Genomic DNA, 18,061 nt, shown 5'->3' with positions numbered 1-18,061 from the left:
AGGAGAAGATGAATATGAGAAAAATTGCGGTCATCGGTACTGGTTACGTCGGTCTGGTCACTGGAACCTGTCTTGCAAGTCTCGGTCATGAAGTCACTTGCATGGATAAGGATGAAAAAAGAATATCTTCCTTACAAGATGGACATTGTCCTCTCCATGAGCCTGGCCTCTCTCCATTGATGCAATCCAACATTCTTGAAAAACGACTCCATTTCACTACCGTCCTGCGAGAAGCCGTTGAACGGGCAGAAGCCATTTTCATCGCCGTCGGAACACCGGAAAACGAGGATGGGTCGGCGGATCTTTCCTATGTAAAGAACGCTGTTGAAAATCTATCCCCCTATATGAACGATGGAACGTTAGTCATCATCAAAAGTACAGTCCCACCAGGAACCAACCAAGCCGTCCGTTCATGGATGCAGGCCATTTCCGGACGAACATTCCAAGTCGTGTCAAATCCGGAATTTCTTAGGGAAGGGTCCGCTCTTCATGATTTCTTTTATGGTGACCGTATTGTCATTGGCCATTCAGACGCGGAAGCAGGACAAATTCTTGTAGAGATCTACAGCAAAATGAAAACACCCATATTGCAGACGGACCCATTAAGTGCGGAAATGATCAAATATGCTTCCAATGCTTTTTTGGCGACAAAGATCAGCTTCATCAATGAAATCTCTTCCCTTACCGAAAAGTTAGGCGCTGATATCGAACAGGTGGCTCAGGGAATGGGAATGGACAGACGCATAGGGGAACAATTCCTACGGGCAGGAATCGGATTTGGAGGATCTTGTTTTCCGAAGGATACGAAGGCTTTGATAGAGGTGGCAAAGGAAGCGGGTCACCCCTTCAGACTCTTGTCAGCGGTCATCGATGTCAATGAAAGGCAAAAGAATCTTTTGATAGAGAAAGCCTTGAAACGCTTTGGATGCTTGAGAGGGAAACGAGTAGCGGTACTTGGACTTGCTTTCAAACCGAATACCGACGATATCCGTCAATCTCCTGCTCTTTCACTGATCAAGCGACTTCATGAGCTTGAGGCCGATCCAATTGGCTATGACCCGGTCGTGAAAACCCTCCCCCTCTGTCCCGTCAGTGATACCATCCATGAAGTGTTAACAGGTGCTGACTTTGCCATGATCTGCACAGATTGGCCGTCCATCAGTGACTTACCTTTAGAAGTGTACGAGAATACCATGAAAGAACCTGTCCTATTTGATGGACGTAATTGTTATGCACAGGAGGCCTTTCAAGGAAGAAACATCGAGTACCATTCCATTGGACGCAAGCCGTATAAGGGACTGGAATAGAAAAAAAGCTTGTAGTTCATCGTAACAAAAACTGGGGAACATCCATGAATGTGTCATGTCATGGATGTTCCCCAGTTTTCGTTTGTACCGTACTTGCTTTTTCCAAGAAAAGTAAGCCTGTCTGTGATATCCTCTCGAAAAACAGCATTATAGTTTACATAATAATGGACTAGTAAACTGAGTTGGATGAGTTGTCCTTCCAACATAGCGAGGAGTATAATGATATATTAGTTGATTCATAGGAGGACGACATTATGACAACATCCAAAGGCACCAATAAAGTGCTGATGGCAGCCCTGTTACTCGCTGGTTCCTTTATCACGATATTAAATCAAACCCTGATGATTACAGCCATTCCTCCCATCATGGATGAGATGAATGTGACGGCGAACTCAGCTCAGTGGCTGACCACTGTTTTCATGCTCGTGAACGGTGTGATGATCCCGGTCAGTGCTTTTCTTATTGAACGATTTACAACGAGACAGCTTTTCATCTCGGCTATGAGTGTCTTCGCTTTCGGTACGATCCTTGGCGGGCTGGCATTAAATTTTCCCCTCCTCCTTTTAGGTAGAGTCGTCCAGTCTGCTGGAGCAGGTGTGATGCTTCCTTTGATGCAAACCGTCTTTCTCATGATTTTCCCCGTCCATAAACGAGGGGCCGCCATGGGATACATCGGACTTGTCATTTCATTTGCACCAGCAATCGGACCTGCGCTCAGCGGTTACATTACCTCGGCCTACACGTGGAGGTATTTATTCTGGATGATTTTACCCTTAGCCATTTTAATTATTATTCTCGCCTACTTCATACTGAAAAATGTAACCGAGCTATCCTACCCTAAGGTCGATCCGGTTTCTATCATCCTTTCGTCCATCGGTTTCGGAGGGCTTTTATATGGTTTCACTCTTGCTGGAAACCAGGGATGGACAAGCATTGACACAGTAACCGTCCTACTCATTGGTGTCGTAACTTTGACGTTGTTCATTACAAGGCAGTTACGGATGCACCACCCGATGCTTGAGTTTCGTGTCTTCAAGTATCCGGTCTTTGCGATCACGACCGTCATCGCCATGATTACCTTCTTAGGATTGATTGGTGCAGAAACGTTGATTCCTTTATACATGCAGGATATGCGTGATTTTTCCGCTTTCGAGTCCGGTCTCGCCTTGCTCCCGGGAGCGGTCATCACAGCATTCATGTCCCCGATCACCGGCCGTATATTTGATAAAATCGGAGCACGTCTGCTCGCTGTTGTCGGACTCACAATTATCACAGGCGCATCCCTCGCCTTTTCATTTTTGAATATCGAGACCACCTTCACGGCGATCACTGTTTTATATGCCATCCGCATGTTTGGGTTATCCATGGTCATGATGCCAGTGACCACGGCAGGACTGAATCAATTGCCTAAGAAACTCATCCCCCACGGGGCTGCGATGAGCAATACAATGCGGATGGTAGCCGCCTCCGTCGGAACAGCGATTCTTGTTACGGTAATGACGACAACCGCTCAATCTGCCGAGAGCAATCCATCCATCGATCACCCTTCGATTTATGGAGTGAATATCGCCTTCTTCATCGTCACAGCATTGTCCCTTGCCGGTCTTGTTCTCGCTCTCTTCGTCAAGCGCACCTATCCGCCTGATGAAGAGCAAGTCAGTGAACCTGAAACAACATTCGACGATCAAAAAGCAGAAAACTACTAGCACGTCGTGCGCGTGAAGCAGAACAAAAAAGGTTCCCTCATCCGAAGAGGGAACCTTTTTTGTGTTTATTCGAATAAATGATCCGCCGTATAGTTGGTAAAATCGAGTTCGGTCTCTTCATCCAACAAATACTTGGCAAGCTCAGATCCAATATAAGGACCGCTTGTCAGTCCAGATGCACCTAAACCATTAGCGACCACGACGTTTTCTTGACCAGGTACTTTTCCAATGACGGGTGTTGATCCCGGGGTGAAAGGCCGGAATCCGACGTTCGTTTTGACATAAGTGGCCTCCACAAGACCAGGAGCTACGCGAAGAGCTTTATCCATCAACTGGTGGACAGAACCTGCCGTGACTCTTGAGTCCGCCGTTTTCTCTTTCGTTGCGCCGATGACGATCCGGCCTTTTCCGAAAGTGAGAATATAGTGGTTGAACGGGGGCAGCATCACAGGCCAATTTTCCGTATCGTAGTCCTCCATATCTACATGAACGATTTGCGCTTTTTCAAAAGTGACATTCGGTCTCATGCCGATCGGTTCAAACAACGGCTTCGTCCATGCCCCGTTCGCAACAACAACCCGATCAGAAAAGATGTTCTCCCCATTTACGTAGACACCTTTTATTCGCTTGTCTTCATAATAAAAAGAAGCATCTCCGTTAATAAATGTCGCTCCGCTTTTTTTCGCTGCCCTTAATAAGGATGAGGTCACTTCCGCCCCGTTCACTCGCGCTCCCCCTGAGATATGAAGGGCCCGGTAATGTTCTGCTACAGGCGGGAACATCTCCTTCGTCTCTTCAGGGGAAAGGCAGGAGATCTCCCCCATTTCCGGAGCCTGCTCTTTTCTTTCGAGAGCTACCCGACGTTTCTTCTCTAATTTTTCTTCCGTATCGAAGATATTGATGGCTCCCACTCGTTTATATCCGGTTTGTGTTTCGCCGGCTTCAGCAAGCTCCTCCATTAAAGCAGGGTAATATTTAGCGCCGCCAGTGACGAGAGGATACCACACTTTATTGCTTCGGTTCGTCAGCCATGGGCACACGATCCCAGCGGCATTACGCGTCGCCTGTTCCGGATCGTTCCGGTCGATGACGATCACTTCTTCCCCTTTTTTCGCCAGATGGTACGCCGTCGACGCCCCTACGATTCCTGCTCCAATAATGATTGTTTTCATAGTCACACCTTCAATCCCTGTCATTTCATCTGTTGTTATTGTACATGAACGAAGAGACAGGGTACAGAAAATAAAGACTCAGCCATCCTTCACCCTTTTTTGGATAGGTGAAGTTTCAGGCCATGCTTCATTCTAAGCGTGACTAATGGCTCAGGCTTGACAGGGAAAGCTTCAGAAGAAGGAGCGAACTCGAACGCCTTGATGAGGGACGAGAGAATGACGAGCATCTCAAGCATCGCAAAGTGCTGACCAATACACACACGGGCTCCACCACCGAATGGCAGATACAAATAGTCAGGGCCGCCAAGCAGACGTCCATCCTCAAAGCGTTCAGGGAGGAATTCCTCTGGATAATCGATATACCTCCGGTGCCGATGCATCAAATAAGGACTGATCATCACCGTGGCCCCTTTTTTAATGAACGTGGATCCAATATTCACATCTTCTTTGGCACGTCTGCCAAACATCCATGCCGGAGGATACAAGCGCATGCTTTCGAGGATTACTTTTTTTGTGTACAACAGATTTCCCGTTTCCTCCACGGAAGGAGTATCGCTTGAAAGGATGTGGTCGATTTCACTCTCCACTTTTTTGTAACAATCGGGGTGCTCCATGAGCAAGTGGAACGTCCATGTAACCGCCGACGCTGTCGTTTCATGTCCGGCCAGAAACACAGTCATCACTTCATCACGGAGTTGCCTGGCATTCATTTTATTCCCATGAGCATCTTCAGCGTCCTTTAAGACCCCGAGAAGGTGCTCTTGATTTCCCTGATCCTGATCAATGATGGCATAGACCACCTCATCCAGTTTTTCGACCGCATCATCGAACAACTTGTTACGAACCGTCTTCCAAGAGCGGGGCGATTTAAACACACTACGGATCCTCTCCGTGGCGATTTCCATGGCGGTATCGAGTTGTTGTCCCACTTGGTCATGGTCTGCTCTCACTTCTGTACCGAACATCGTCTCTGTGATGATCTGGAGCGTAAGACTTCTGATATCTTCAGAAATCAAGCGTTCTCCTTCCTTCCAGAGAGTGGTATGATCCGTAACGACTCTCCCCATCGTGTCACAATAGCGCTGAATATGTTTCGGAGTAAAGAAAGGCTGTAGTTTGCGACGCTGTTGTTTATGAAGTTTGCCTTCACTCAACAACAGACCTTTTCCAAGGAGTGGTTCCAACTCCTGAAAAGGTTTGGATTTGTAAAAGGAGTCCGCTTTTCTCACAAGTACTTCTTGAATCAGAGCGGGATGCATCAACATGAAAACCGATCGATGAGCAAACCTGAATCTTGTCACCGGCTTCTGTGTCTCTTCCATTTCCATAAGGAATGCCAGTGGATCTTTTTTGAATGCCGGCAGTTGACCAAGTGGTGAACGACTCTTCCATTTATACATAACGTACCCCCTTCAACCTTCTATTAGAGGGTACTAGAGCCCACCTCATTTTATTCATTCCTTTAAGAAAGATAGGAAACTTTCATTGTAAACGGATTCAGCCATATGGCAGGATTGTGGAGTACTCCGTTTCGAGATGTTTGTATGAGGTGGATCGGGCTGCAGGGTGGGATAGGAAAAGCCGATGGAAGGTTCCATCGGCTTTTCAGGGGATGTTTTTGTTATGTATTTAAAATAAGTTTTCGACACCTTGGGACCTTTTTAAGGCGGATATCGTCCCTTGATGCAGCCCTTCGTGCCAGATTGTGAAATTCAACACTTCATCCAACGTCCGAAAAACGATTCCCCCGCCGAGGTCGAATGGCTTTTCCCCTTCTTCTGATAAGCGTCCCCCATACGTTTGGATCAAACGCTCGGTTTGAGACTCCAGTTCTTTTCGAAGGTCAGCCAAACGAGGGACTTCTTCCGGCCATTCGTCTGGTGAGGTACCTCCATGGAATAGTTGGATATACCCTTCTGGCATATGGGCTTCTTCCCCTGTAAACCTGGCGAGCAGGTTTTCCTGGGAAACGAAAATATGACCGAAGTTCCAACGGATGTTATTCAGAAAACCCTCCGGTTTCGCATCCGCTACCTCTTCTGTCGTCGCATCAAGCGATGCCAGACTCCTTTTCCTTACAAAACGCATCTGTTGAAATAGACTTTCTTCTTTCATCAACCAGCACCCCTTTCTATCAGAAAAATCAACCACCTCTACTATAGCATGAACCCTGACAAGTAAATATGTTAATCTAGTATGGAAAGAAAGGGAGGAAATCCATGAATCAAGAGATGAAAATAGGGATTGCATTGATCAGCAGCTTTTTAATATTCATGGTCGGCATATTCCGATTATTTACGGCAGAACTTCAGGATGTACCACTTTTTGCAGCCTACATACTTACGATTACCGGCTTGGTCGGAGTCATTACGAATGGGTGGAAGTGGAAAAAGCGGGAAGATTGATTTTCCCTGTTTTATAAGTAGCGATAGCTCCTACTGAACAACCGTTACGCTTCCTGAAGACTCCTATTCGATCACTCTTTATAGGCTAATACAAGAGAATATTTGAGGTACCCTGCTTTTAAACGACGTATAATGGTGTCTACCGCCTGCGATTACTGAACATGTCATGTAGGGTACCTTTTCTTTCAATAAACGGACGACTCTCTCATTCGAACGGTGAAATTTCCTGTTCATCTCTTCATCTTCTACCTCTTGGTCTCCCCAGTCCAAATATAGGTTATGAATCGATGAAAGGTCAGAATCTCTGATAAGCTCTTCGATTTGTTCTTGGTTGCGCCAAAAAGCTGAAGATAAACCTATGACATTTTTATAAATATGTGGATATTTGCAGGCGGCATAAACAGAAATCAGCCCACCTAAAGATATACCAACCATTGATGTGTTTTCTTTTATGGTCTTGTATCGACGATCAATTTGAGGTTTCAGTTCTTTTGTAACAAAATCAATATACAGGTCACCCCTGCCTCCTAAATCGCATGGATAGCCCAGCATCTGTTCACTGTAATCCCCATTCACCCAAGGACAGTATTCATTCACTCTTTCTTCAGAGTTCTGATCGATCGCAACAACAATCACCTCTATATGATTCTTATCTAAATATTCTTCAAGTGATAATGAATGGCCCCCGATCGCCTCAGAGTCCCGAAAAACGTTCTGACCATCATGCATATAGATGACCGGGTAGCGTTTTTGATCATCAGGTTTGTATCGCTTTGGCAGGTAAACGCTTATCTTTCTCTTTTCTTTGAACGCCGTCATATAAACGTCAAATGTTTCAAGCATGTCGTCCCTCCGCCATTCGGAATTCTTATCCAACCATTTCCCCTTTCTAGTTTTCCATGATTTTCATGTATGAAGGAGATTCAATTGCTGCCTCTACTTATTACTACACCGTTCACGTTTCAAACGAATGTGGATGGAGTCATTTTCAAGACGCTTTACTATTTACTATCTACATACGAAACAATCGACTCCACAATAGAGGAAGCGGATTGCCTGGTGCTCAACCTGGGGCTTTGCCCTGACCAAAGTGACATATATCCGGGGCGGTTTTGGCTGGCTGCTTCCTTACGTATCTCTTTCGTCAGCATATTTTGTAGAGGATAAGCTAAAAGATTATGTCCTGCCCCTTTTTCCATTTCCTCGATAAAAGTATTCCGAATGCCTCTTGCTGGTTTACCGCTGAAAACAGAGGTAACAACGGTGTCCGTTTCCTTTGTTTTCAAAATCGCATCTTTATGTTGAGCTTTCGCGCCACTCTCCAGACAAGTGACAAAGGCCGTCCCCAACTGTGCGGCTTGAGCCCCTAAGGCGAGAGCCGCTTTAACTCCTCGGCCATCCATAATACCTCCGGCAGCGATGACCGGGATATCCACATGATCAGTCACCTGAGGCACGAGCGACATCGTTCCGATCATAGCTTGATTGAAGGAACCGGAAAATGTTCCTCTATGACCGCCCGCTTCACTCCCTTGTGCAACAACCATATCCATTCCTTGTTCTTCATTGATGATCGCTTCTTCTACCGTGGTAGCCGTTCCGATCACAACCACTCCAGTTTTTTTCAAATCATTGATCATTTCACGCGGAGGCACCCCGAATGTGAAACTGATAACGGGGACTTGTTCCCTCATCAGTGCTTCGACTTGTTTGTCAAAAATAGAAGTGTCCTGCTTCGGTGTGGGTGTTAATTCGATTCCTAGCTCGGAGCGGTAAGGTTCCAACCACTTGTTGGCATAGGCTATTTCTTCGTCTGTCGCCTGAGGATATTGAGGGACAAAAACGTTTACACCAAACGTTCGACTTGTGGATTTTTTGATTTCCTTGATTGTATGTACCATAGCTTCGGGAGACATATAACCTGCCCCCAAATTCCCTAATCCTCCCGCATTCGAAACCGCTGAGACGAGCGCCGGTGTGGTCACTCCCCCGGCCATGCCGGCCGGAATGACCGGGTAATCAATGTTCAGCTGATCACAGACTGAATGACGCTTGCACATGGATGTAACTCCTTTCCAAAGTAGAATTCTACCCTTGAACCACTTTTGCACCTATCGTCACAAAGCGATAAAAAACAGTCATCGTTGGAAATCATGACTGTTTTTCATCTTTCTTTCACTTTCTCCCACCCAAGCTCATGGGAAGTCTTCAAATCAATCGTTGCCGTTTCACTCCAAAAGTTCGTCAACGTATATTGCGTGTGTTCAATGATCTGAGCCGCTGTCAAATGCTCGTTCGCACAAGTCGTATGAGCATCCGATATCAGAGTAACACGGTACCCATGATCAAAGGCCCCCCGGGAAGTAGAGTCGACACAATAATCCGTCTGCGCCCCACAGATGAAGAGATAATCCGCATCTACTTTATCCAGGGTCTTCTTAAGGAAAGTATTCACAAATGCATTGGGAACCGTTTTGAAAATGACGGCATCCTGCTCCAACGGCCTCTCCAGGTCAGGGTGCAGCTGCCAGCCATCTTCTCCTCGTTTCATTGGACCTTCCGGATATTCATGTTGAACGTAGACCACTGGAATCTGTTTTTCTCTCGCCCGGTGGATCGCTCGATTCATATTGGTGATCTTCTCTTCACACCGATACGCGTTTTCCATGACAGCCTTTTGCACATCAATGACGATCAATACTTCTTTCCCCATTCGCCCACATCCTTTTTCATTGTCTCTCCTACCTTTCTCTAATAGAGTCCAGAGTTCCTGCATGGAATGTAGGGATGATAAACATTCGTCTCAACAATGACTGAGGACAGACCATTTCAGTGTTCATGTTCTTTCAGGAAAGCAAAAAAAGAACCTGCCTTTAAAAGCAGGTTCATGCCATCATGTCTTTTTTCACTGATTTCAACTTCTGTTTCATATCTTCTACCATTTCCTTGTCCGAATTCACAGGATAATGGTACTTCTGCTGATAGCTCTCGTGGCCTTTACCAGTGATGACCACCCAATCCTCTGTTCCACTGTTCATGATCGCCTCTTCGATCGCGAGCGTCCGGTCCGGGATAATTCTCCCCGAGGAGTCGCCGAATTCTTTCTGCAAGTCTTCAAGCGTAGATACCATTCCATCAAACGTAGCCGTATTCAAGTCATCAAGCGTGAGGATATAATGGTCCGCTCTTATAGCGGAAGCGCCGATCATTTCTCCCCTTTTTGAAATATCCCTGTCCCCGCGAAAACCGAAGACATGCGTGAGGGACGCGGCCCCTTGTTGTCTAGCTGTATCCAGCACATGTTCAATGCTGTCGGCGGTATGAGCATAATCGACGACGACGGTAGGTCCATCTTCAAATTCAATGAGCTCGAAACGGCCGCGGATACCAGGCAAGGAAGTCATCGCCTTTTCCATGTCAGAAAATGAAATTCCGAGCTGAAGACCTACAGCGAACGCCTCCAAGGTGTTGTAGACGTTGTGAGTACCTTTGAGCGGGGAAGTTACTTTCCTGTCTTCTCCGTCGTAATGAATACAGGCAGTAAAATCATCGGTATCGATATCCTTCAGAACGATCTCATGATCCAAATGGTGGCCGACCTTACATACGGACGTGCCCTTTTCTTCCAAAAGGTGTGCAAGTTTTTCACCCCAGGAATCATCTGTGTTTATGACAGATTTGCCGCCGGGTTTCAACATATGGAACAGTTTTGATTTTGCTTCGAAATACGATTCCATCGAGTCATGATAATCCAGGTGATCTTTATATAAATTGGTAAATACCGCATAGTCGAACGTTACTCCTTCAAGGCGGTACTGAGCCAGGCCATGAGAAGAGACCTCCATCACGACCACATCATCCTTGCTTTCATAGAGAAGCTTTTGCAGCAAAGGAGCACTCGGTGTCGTCTGAATGCCGGGTACGACTTTGTCATTCACTACATAATCGATGGTCCCGAACATCCCGCAGGAATAACCATTCTTTTCACATAAGTGTTTAATCATGTGGGATGTAGTCGTTTTCCCGTTCGTTCCTGTCACACCAATCACGATTTTATCTTCAGAAGGATGGCCATAAAAAGCAGCCGCAATCTGCCCCAGCGCTTTCCTGCTGTTTTCCGTTTGCAGGCATACCGCTCCTTCGTGCTCCACCTCATCTTCGGTGACAACGACAGCGGCCCCTTTTTGGATGGCTTCTTCGATAAAATCATGTCCGTCAACTTGGTAGCCTCTTACCGCTACGAAGACATATCCTTCCTCAACATCCCGCGAGTCGTCTGTGACACCGGTGATGAGCGAATCAGCTTCTATATTCTTTTTCGTTTGTTGGTTAAGTAGTTTTATGATCTGTTCAACGTTCATCGTCGGTATCTCCTTTGATGTGTGTTACGTGTTGCATGCCCTATTTTAATGGAAAATACACGAGTAGAGGGGGATTGTCCAAGAGATGTAAATGAATCTTAATATTCCCGGCAATAATATGGAAATCAGCTTTACACTCTCAAAAAAATCAAGGTAAGCTTAAGCTCCTCCGTATGCCGCTATCAGGGATTTCTTTATGAGCATCCCCTCTATACTCATTATGAAGCGCGTTTCTTTTCTTTACTCTTTTTCCTCTCGTAAACCGTTCGGTAGTACTTCTTTTCCACTATTTTGATATGGTAACGCTCAGCAAAGCTTTCAAGGTCGGCTAAGGCTTTAACCGAGTCGAATTTCACCACACGAAGAGGGAATCCTTTCTTTTTTATCACCGATCCTGCAGGCCTGCCCCAGCCGGCATCCTTGAAAACGATCTTATGTATGTCTGCAGGTTGTAACCTTTGTTCTGATTCTTTCAAATTGAAAAAGCATACACGGTACTCGATCATCTGGTCGACCTTTAACTGATACGAAAGACCAAGGACAAGCACAACAATAAAAAAGTCCCAAACGTGAATATACTGATTTCCTGCCCCAGCAGGTCTGATATCAAAAACGGGACGAAGAAAGCTACAACCCAACGCGGTGAGCTCGCCTCATACATGGAAATCCTCCCTTATGAATATGGAAAAGTGCATGGAATCCATTAGAACATCCCATAATGTAAGTAAATGAAACATCCACCCATTTTTGGAAAAGGAGTGTTTATACATGAACGAACAGGCCAAAGCGTACTGGGATTCTTATTGGAAAGGAAAAGAAAAACCGGAGAGCGTGAAGGCGTGGTCTTTCGGCACCGCCCCTGATCGTATGGCAAGACTAGTCATGGACGGGGTCAAGACAGCCACCTGCTCAGCGCGTCAAGCATATGAGGTTGAGAAAGAAGCGCTTCCCGAAGTCGGAGAATATAACATCATATTAAATGGAGAAGATGAACCTGCTGCTATTATCCGAACAACAGAAGTGGAAGTCGTCCCCTTTAATGAAGTAACCGAAGAATTCGCTCGTGCGGAAGGAGAAGGAGACCTTTCCTACCACAAATGGTTAGAGTTCCATAAGAAGTTCTTCAAGAAGGAATCGGAAGAGATCGGTTATGATTACAGCGAAGACATGGATCTTGTTTGCGAGAGATTCCAACTGGTGCACGTGAACCCGGATTGAAGGACGGAGATCTCTTCCGTCCTTTTATCCTCTTGTGCCTTCGGCTGCAGGGCCATTCGAATCGATAACCCGACAAGGCCAATTAAAAATACAATGATGATTGTAATGATGATGATTCTTAATTTATTTTGACTCAACGTTCCATCCCTCCTCCCCTTCTCTACCCGTTTCACTAGGTCATTAAGCCGGGATTTCCCTGGTCCCATCAGGCAAGCACAAAACAAGGAAGCGAACAGAAAAAATCAACCAAATATGAAACCTTCCAAACCTTCATTCGTAGAAGAGGTGTTCAGAAATACATGAAGGTTCATTTCATATCATTTAGATTGATTCTTATGGTATGGTTGAATTCTGAACAACAGATGGAAAGGAGTCTACATATGAGCAAAAGAATAACAGCCAGTATCATTGCAGCCACGATTTTGGTTCTCGCTCTCGTCGTTCAGCTGATCGGAACGGTCTTCACTGGTGAAGAAGCAGAGAATGAAACGATGGGACTTTTCGCAGGCAGTGAGAATTTAGAGGAAAAAGTCGTTGACCGAGGAAGTGGAAGCAAACGGATTGTAGAATTAAACCTGGAAGGGGCCATCATCGACAACCCGAGTACGAACCCGAATCCTTTCGGGGGCGGCGGCTATCAGCACGATCGCTTTATGAAAAAATTAGAAGCGATCAAAGAAGATGCCTCCATCAAAGGTGTTCACCTGTATGTCAATTCACCAGGTGGCGGCGTTTATGAAAGTGCTGAAATCCATGACAAACTACTTGAAATTAAAGAAGCTGAAAAAACGATCTATGTCTCCATGGGCAACATGGCCGCATCCGGCGGATATTACGTTTCCGCTCCTGCTGATCGTATTTTTGCAAGTAATGATACGTTCACCGGTTCCCTTGGTGTCATCATGGAAAGCATCAATTATCAGGAACTGGCCAATGAATATGGTGTGAAATTCAATACCATCAAGAGCGGTGAGTTCAAAGATATCATGAGCCCGACGAAGGAAATGACCGAAGCAGACAGAGAGATTCTTCAAACGCTTGTCGATGAATCTTATCAGCAGTTCGTCGATGTCATCGTGGAAGGTCGGGATATGCCGGAAAGCCGAGTGAAAGAATTGGCCGACGGACGGATCTACTCCGGGAAGCAGGCGGTTGAAAACGGACTGGTCGACGACATCGGCTTCCGTGAAGACACGTTGAAAGCATTGAAAAAAGAAATCGGTGGCGACCCGCAGGTATTCCAGTACAAAAATACCATGGGATCTTTCTTCAACCTTCCGCTTGCCGAAAGCTTGATGCCGAACAGTGAACTTCGCTACATCGAAGAATTGATGAGCAAGCGTCAAGGACCACGCATGATGTATATGTACACAGATTAAGGAGGGAACGGTATGGATTACACCAATCATAACGAAAACGATGGGCAGCTATCCTCGTTGATCCATCATCAGAAAAACGACCTCCAAAAACTGCTGTATGCAGGATTCGGCTCGCGATTCCTAGCTTACATCATCGACTTGATCGTCATTTGGAGCGTCAATACCATTGTGACCCGTCCATTGCTGCGGCTTGTGAACCTGGAAGACGCTCAAGCTTGGGTCCCCATGTTCAGTGCGGCAAACATTACGACTTCGATCATCTTTTTTGCTTATTTTATCCTGATGACGAAATTTTTCCGGGCTACGCTGGGAAAAATGATTTTAGGATTGTCCGTCGTTTCACTAAAAGGGGAAACGTTATCGAACGGTCAAATCATTTTCCGTGAGTGTATCGGCCGTTATATCAGTATGGCGATCCTCGGAATCCCCTATCTGGTTGTGGCCTTCACAAAGCGACATCAGGGAATCCATGATCTATTCGCAGATACGTCCGTGATGAAGAATAAGTTCAGGAAACTGAACGCTACCATTGAACAACCACCACAAACGGTATAGTAAAAAGAAACGCCTGCTTCCCAATGGAAGCAGGCGTTTTTCCATGCGTTAACGATATGGATCCTGTTTGCCTGTGCCGTTCTTCTCCCCTTTTTCACGACGAAGTGCATTCAGGTCTTTTTTGCTTTTGTTTTTCGCTTTCTTACCCATGTCTGAAGACCTCCCTTCTCCTCTATTTTGTGAAGTTTTCTGCAAATCCATGTAATGAAATAACAACCACAATAACCGATCGAATAGCCCACTCAGAAGTAGAACACATAGGCATGGAATGAACAATCTGACGTTTGTGTAAAAAAGAGCCAATGGTACATACTAAAAAAAACTGCTGGGATTCGGGGGTGAGGACATGGATCAAATGTTGGACATCGGACAAATCCTTCGTGAGAAAGAGAAAAACCACCATGTGACCATGAAGAAGCTGGAGCTTGAAAGCCACCCCGTCCATGTCATCTACATACCTGCGATTACGGATACGAAACAAGTCCAGGACGCGATCCTGCTTCCACTACAAGAATGGAAGCACAAAGAAAGTCCTCTTCCTCATGCCTTTTCTGCAGAACCTTTGCTGCAATTAGAGAAGAAAAACGATGTCGATCGCTATCTCCTCGATGGTTTCACGCTGTTGATCGAACAAGATACGGTTTACGCCATAGACACCGCGCAGTTCGCCTACCGTTCCATCCAGGAGCCTGTATCGGAGATGACCCTGCGAGGTTCCCGGGATGGTTTTATCGAATCACTCGAACAAAACGTCGCCCTTTTGCGTGTGCACCTGCGTTCGACGGACTTGAAATTTGAAGAATTCACTATCGGCACCCGGTCTTTCACGAATGTTTCCATTGCTTATATCGATCGGACGGTCAATGAGGACCTGTTGAAGGACGTTCGGGACAGGATCAATGCCGTCCAGGAAGATTACATCCCAGATGGCGGGGTGATGGAGCAATTGATCGAAAAAAACAACTATTCCCTTTTCCCTGAAATCCAGGAAACAGAAAGACCAACGAAAGTATCCAGCGCCCTTGTTGAAGGGAAAGTAGCGATCTTCGTAGAAGGATCCCCTTCTGTGTTGCTTGCACCGACAACGTTGAACAGTCTTTTTCAACAGGCGGATGACTACAACTTCAAGTGGATTCCGGCTTCTCTCATCCGCTTGATGCGGTTCATGGCTGCTTTTTTTTCGGTCATGCTTCCATCGGTTTATATATCGTTGATCTCTTATCACCATGGGTTGATCCCGACCGATCTTGCCATTTCGATTGCAAAAACTCGTGAAGGCGTTCCAATCCCATCGTTCATGGAAGCCTTGATTATGCAACTGACCATTGAAACACTGAGGGAAGCTGGGATCCGGCTGCCAAAACCGATCGGGCCGGCCGTCAGTATTGTAGGCGCGATCGTGCTTGGCGAAGCGGCGGTAACAGCTGGGATTGTCAGTCCTTTGATGGTGATTGTCGTTTCGTTTGCCGCGATTTGTTCCTTCACTATTGCTGATTACGCATTAAGTCTCGCGCTCAGGACCATCAGTTTCGTCATGCTTTTTGCCGCCGCATTCCTGGGAATATATGGATTGATCCTGGCTGTCTTTATTGTCAGCATTCACCTCGTTCACCTGCAAAGTTTTTCAGTTCCTTATTTAGAGCCATTCACACCTTTTTACGTGAAACGCTGGAAAGATTCCTTAATCCGGTTCAAATTGAAGAAAGGAGGCGGACGCATTGAGTGACTTGAAACAACTGACGATGCTTCAGCTGATCATCGTATTCATATCTTCGATGATCGGGATCGGCATTATTCTCATGCCGCGGGATCTGGCTAATACCGTTGATTCTCAGGACTTATGGCTGAGTATCATTTTCGGTGCGCTAGCCGTCAGCGTTGTTTCCTGTATTTACGTAGCGCTCGCTGTGCGTTATCCAGGCCTCACTTTTTTTGAAATGACTTCAGCGATCATGGGGAGGTTTGTCGGCTTTCTTTTCAACTTCTTCTTCGTTGTTTACAGCCTCATCGTTGCTGCTTATATATTGAGGGTGACCGGAGGAATCATAAAAAACTACCTGCTTGATACGACACCGCTTTATATCGTCGTCGGTTCTTTTATGCTCGTCAGCATGTATTTAATCTATAACGGAGCGGGTGACATCGTCCGTTTTTTCCAACTTTATTTTCCGATTATGATGGTGATGTTTATTGTGCTATGTTTATTGAGCATTAAAAACCTTGATTTCAACAACGTCCGACCTGTTTTTCAAAATAATATATGGGTGACCATCAGCGGAGCACAAATCACCTTCTTCTCTTTTTTAGGCATGGAATTTTTACTGATTTTCTCCAAGTTGATCAAAAAGAAGAAAGCTAAAAATCTTCTGATTACGATGTGGACAAGTATCGGTCTAACCGCCCTCATCTATGTCGTCTTCCATATCATCTCTATAGGAGTCCTTGGAGTAGAAGAATTGAAGGAAATCACTTTTCCGACGATTGAAATGGCAAAAAGCATTGAATTTCAAGGCTTCTTTTTCGAGCGGTTTGAGTTGATCTTTTTATTCGGATGGTTGACGACGGCCTTCACATCCTTCACCGCTTATATGTACACATTGACTTTGGGGCTCAAAAATATGTTCACACCAACCCGGTGGTTCCTACCGGTCGCAGGGATATTGATTTTGGCATTGACCTTATATCCTGAAGGCCTGACGGAAGTTTTCCATTACTCGACTTACATTCAGTTGATTTCCGTTGCTGCGATCGTCATCTTACCCGCTCTTCTATTGATTGTATCCTTGGTCAGGGGGAACACATATGCCACGTAAAGTGTTTTTCACAAGTTGGATCTTGCTCTTTGTGTTGACCGGATGCTGGGATATTAAAGAAATTGAGGATGTCGGAATTGTCACGGGCATGGGGCTGGATTTCAATGAAGAAACGGATGAACTGACGATGATCAACCAGTATGTGGTTCCCGCGAGAATTCCCACACAACAAAGCAGTTCCCAGCACCAAAGTGACCCTTACCAAAACATTTCCCAATCTGGAAAAACATTTTTTGAGATTATCCGGAACAACTCTTTGGAAAGCAACCGACCACCCAATTACACGCATCTGAAGTCCATCCTGGCTTCTACGGCATTGTTTGAAAAAGAACGAGCCGACCAGGTGATTGATTTATTTATCCGTGACCATGAGTTCAGAAGGACAACGCCTGTATATCTAACGAGAGGTCCCGTTCTGGACATACTCAATACGGAACCGGCAAAGGAACTTTTTCCGTCTATTCAAATCAAATCTCTTAGTGAAAACTTCCAAAAAAACAACCAAAACCCGACAAATTTATCGATCGGTGATATGTCGCAGCTGATTTCTGAGGACAAAAGCTTTCTCATTCCCGGTATTACGCTGAATGAAGGGAACATCAAATCTTCTGGTGCAGGGATCATCGAAGCGGAGAGTTCAAATTATGTAGGGTGGATCGATGTGGAGGATATGGAAGGCGTGCGGTATATACACAATACGGTACAAGGCGGTTTTATCTATCTGGATGAAGAAATGGTTCAGGAAGGACCGATCATCCTGGAAATCAAAGGGTCAAAAACGAAATTCCAGACAAAAGTGACCGGAGATGAACCGGAAATGACGCTCCAGATCGCCACTTCCACTGTATTAGCGGAAGACTGGGGGACAGGAAGAGACGTTTATAAAGCGGGGTGGAAAAAAGAGATCGAAGAAGCATCGAACAATGTCATTCAAGGGAAAGTAGAACGAGTATTAAAGATTGCCCAACAAGAATATAGGATTGATTTTCTCGACATCTCCAAATGGATCCAAATCCACGAACCGAAGTATTGGAAAGAACACGAAAAAGAATGGAATGAGATATTTCCTGATATGAACTTCAACGTGGAAGTGACGACGGAAATCACAGATTTCGGAACCCAGAACTTCAATACAGAAGAATAAA

The 18,061-nt window shown here is 45.6% G+C and carries 17 protein-coding genes; 9 read left to right on the top strand and 8 right to left on the bottom strand.

Annotated features, from left to right (window positions below; all coding sequences use genetic code 11):
• Nucleotides 1–14 precede the first annotated feature (14 nt).
• Together K2225_RS00380 and K2225_RS00375 are read left to right on the top strand one after the other, a co-directional pair.
• Complete coding sequence (locus K2225_RS00380) at nucleotides 15–1,307, top strand: UDP-glucose dehydrogenase family protein (protein WP_220583011.1); 1,293 nt, start codon at nucleotides 15–17, stop codon at nucleotides 1,305–1,307.
• A 254-nt stretch (nucleotides 1,308–1,561) separates the two neighbouring features.
• Entirely contained in the window at nucleotides 1,562–3,013 is a 1,452-nt protein-coding gene (locus K2225_RS00375; RefSeq protein WP_220583010.1) for an MDR family MFS transporter, read from the top strand.
• A 65-nt stretch (nucleotides 3,014–3,078) separates the two neighbouring features.
• On the opposite strand, the gene K2225_RS00370 is transcribed toward K2225_RS00375, so the two are convergent.
• The 3 genes from K2225_RS00370 to K2225_RS00360 form a co-directional block, all read right to left on the bottom strand.
• Nucleotides 3,079–4,185 (bottom strand): NAD(P)/FAD-dependent oxidoreductase, encoded by a 1,107-nt coding sequence (locus K2225_RS00370; RefSeq protein WP_220583009.1) that lies wholly within the window; start codon nucleotides 4,183–4,185, stop codon nucleotides 3,079–3,081.
• Nucleotides 4,186–4,274: 89 nt separating this feature from the next.
• Nucleotides 4,275–5,585, bottom strand: a complete 1,311-nt coding sequence (locus tag K2225_RS00365) for a cytochrome P450 (RefSeq protein WP_220583008.1) — start codon at nucleotides 5,583–5,585, stop codon at nucleotides 4,275–4,277.
• 229 nt (nucleotides 5,586–5,814) lie between these two features.
• Nucleotides 5,815–6,300 (bottom strand): DinB family protein, encoded by a 486-nt coding sequence (locus K2225_RS00360; RefSeq protein ID WP_220583007.1) that lies wholly within the window; start codon nucleotides 6,298–6,300, stop codon nucleotides 5,815–5,817.
• Nucleotides 6,301–6,404: 104 nt separating this feature from the next.
• Here K2225_RS00360 and K2225_RS00355 point away from each other — a divergent pair, with 104 nt between their 5' ends.
• Nucleotides 6,405–6,590 carry a hypothetical protein gene (locus K2225_RS00355; RefSeq protein WP_220583006.1) on the top strand — a complete coding sequence of 62 codons (186 nt, stop codon included), beginning with the start codon at nucleotides 6,405–6,407 and terminating at the stop codon, nucleotides 6,588–6,590.
• Nucleotides 6,591–6,668: 78 nt separating this feature from the next.
• On the opposite strand, the gene K2225_RS00350 is transcribed toward K2225_RS00355, so the two are convergent.
• The 5 genes from K2225_RS00350 to K2225_RS00330 all read right to left on the bottom strand — a co-directional run bounded on the left by K2225_RS00350 (nucleotide 6,669) and on the right by K2225_RS00330 (nucleotide 11,589).
• Nucleotides 6,669–7,433 carry an alpha/beta hydrolase gene (locus tag K2225_RS00350; protein ID WP_220583005.1) on the bottom strand — a complete coding sequence of 255 codons (765 nt, stop codon included), beginning with the start codon at nucleotides 7,431–7,433 and terminating at the stop codon, nucleotides 6,669–6,671.
• A 158-nt stretch (nucleotides 7,434–7,591) separates the two neighbouring features.
• Nucleotides 7,592–8,650: an NAD(P)H-dependent flavin oxidoreductase gene (locus tag K2225_RS00345; protein WP_220583004.1), complete on the bottom strand. Its 1,059-nt coding sequence runs from the start codon at nucleotides 8,648–8,650 to the stop codon at nucleotides 7,592–7,594.
• A 104-nt stretch (nucleotides 8,651–8,754) separates the two neighbouring features.
• On the bottom strand, nucleotides 8,755–9,303 hold the full coding sequence (locus K2225_RS00340; RefSeq protein ID WP_220583003.1) for a cysteine hydrolase family protein: 549 nt from the start codon (nucleotides 9,301–9,303) through the stop codon (nucleotides 8,755–8,757).
• A 172-nt stretch (nucleotides 9,304–9,475) separates the two neighbouring features.
• Nucleotides 9,476–10,951: a UDP-N-acetylmuramoyl-L-alanyl-D-glutamate--2,6-diaminopimelate ligase gene (locus K2225_RS00335; RefSeq protein ID WP_220583002.1), complete on the bottom strand. Its 1,476-nt coding sequence runs from the start codon at nucleotides 10,949–10,951 to the stop codon at nucleotides 9,476–9,478.
• 218 nt (nucleotides 10,952–11,169) lie between these two features.
• Nucleotides 11,170–11,589, bottom strand: a complete 420-nt coding sequence (locus tag K2225_RS00330) for a hypothetical protein (RefSeq protein WP_220583001.1) — start codon at nucleotides 11,587–11,589, stop codon at nucleotides 11,170–11,172.
• A gap of 130 nt (nucleotides 11,590–11,719) precedes the next feature.
• Here K2225_RS00330 and K2225_RS00325 point away from each other — a divergent pair, with 130 nt between their 5' ends.
• The 6 genes from K2225_RS00325 to K2225_RS00300 all read left to right on the top strand — a co-directional run bounded on the left by K2225_RS00325 (nucleotide 11,720) and on the right by K2225_RS00300 (nucleotide 18,060).
• On the top strand, nucleotides 11,720–12,169 hold the full coding sequence (locus K2225_RS00325; RefSeq protein ID WP_220583000.1) for an ASCH domain-containing protein: 450 nt from the start codon (nucleotides 11,720–11,722) through the stop codon (nucleotides 12,167–12,169).
• Between the two features lie 380 nt (nucleotides 12,170–12,549).
• Nucleotides 12,550–13,548, top strand: a complete 999-nt coding sequence (gene sppA, locus K2225_RS00320) for a signal peptide peptidase SppA (RefSeq protein WP_220582999.1) — start codon at nucleotides 12,550–12,552, stop codon at nucleotides 13,546–13,548.
• 12 nt (nucleotides 13,549–13,560) lie between these two features.
• Complete coding sequence (locus K2225_RS00315; RefSeq protein WP_220582998.1) at nucleotides 13,561–14,103, top strand: RDD family protein; 543 nt, start codon at nucleotides 13,561–13,563, stop codon at nucleotides 14,101–14,103.
• 346 nt (nucleotides 14,104–14,449) lie between these two features.
• The gene (locus K2225_RS00310; RefSeq protein ID WP_220582997.1) at nucleotides 14,450–15,829 is read left to right on the top strand and encodes a spore germination protein; all 1,380 of its coding nucleotides are present in this window, start codon (nucleotides 14,450–14,452) and stop codon (nucleotides 15,827–15,829) included.
• The gene (locus K2225_RS00305) at nucleotides 15,822–16,916 is read left to right on the top strand and encodes a GerAB/ArcD/ProY family transporter (protein WP_220582996.1); all 1,095 of its coding nucleotides are present in this window, start codon (nucleotides 15,822–15,824) and stop codon (nucleotides 16,914–16,916) included. Before K2225_RS00310 ends, K2225_RS00305 begins: the two co-directional genes overlap by 8 nt.
• Nucleotides 16,906–18,060, top strand: coding sequence for a Ger(x)C family spore germination protein (locus K2225_RS00300; RefSeq protein ID WP_220582995.1), 1,155 nt, complete (start codon nucleotides 16,906–16,908; stop codon nucleotides 18,058–18,060). Before K2225_RS00305 ends, K2225_RS00300 begins: the two co-directional genes overlap by 11 nt.
• Nucleotide 18,061 lies beyond the last annotated feature (1 nt).

Source organism: Halobacillus sp. Nhm2S1, assembly GCF_019599545.1.
Taxonomy (GTDB): domain Bacteria; phylum Bacillota; class Bacilli; order Bacillales; family Halobacillaceae; genus Halobacillus.
Note: the sequence above shows the minus strand (reverse complement) of the source record. Positions and strands in the feature narration are given on the sequence as shown.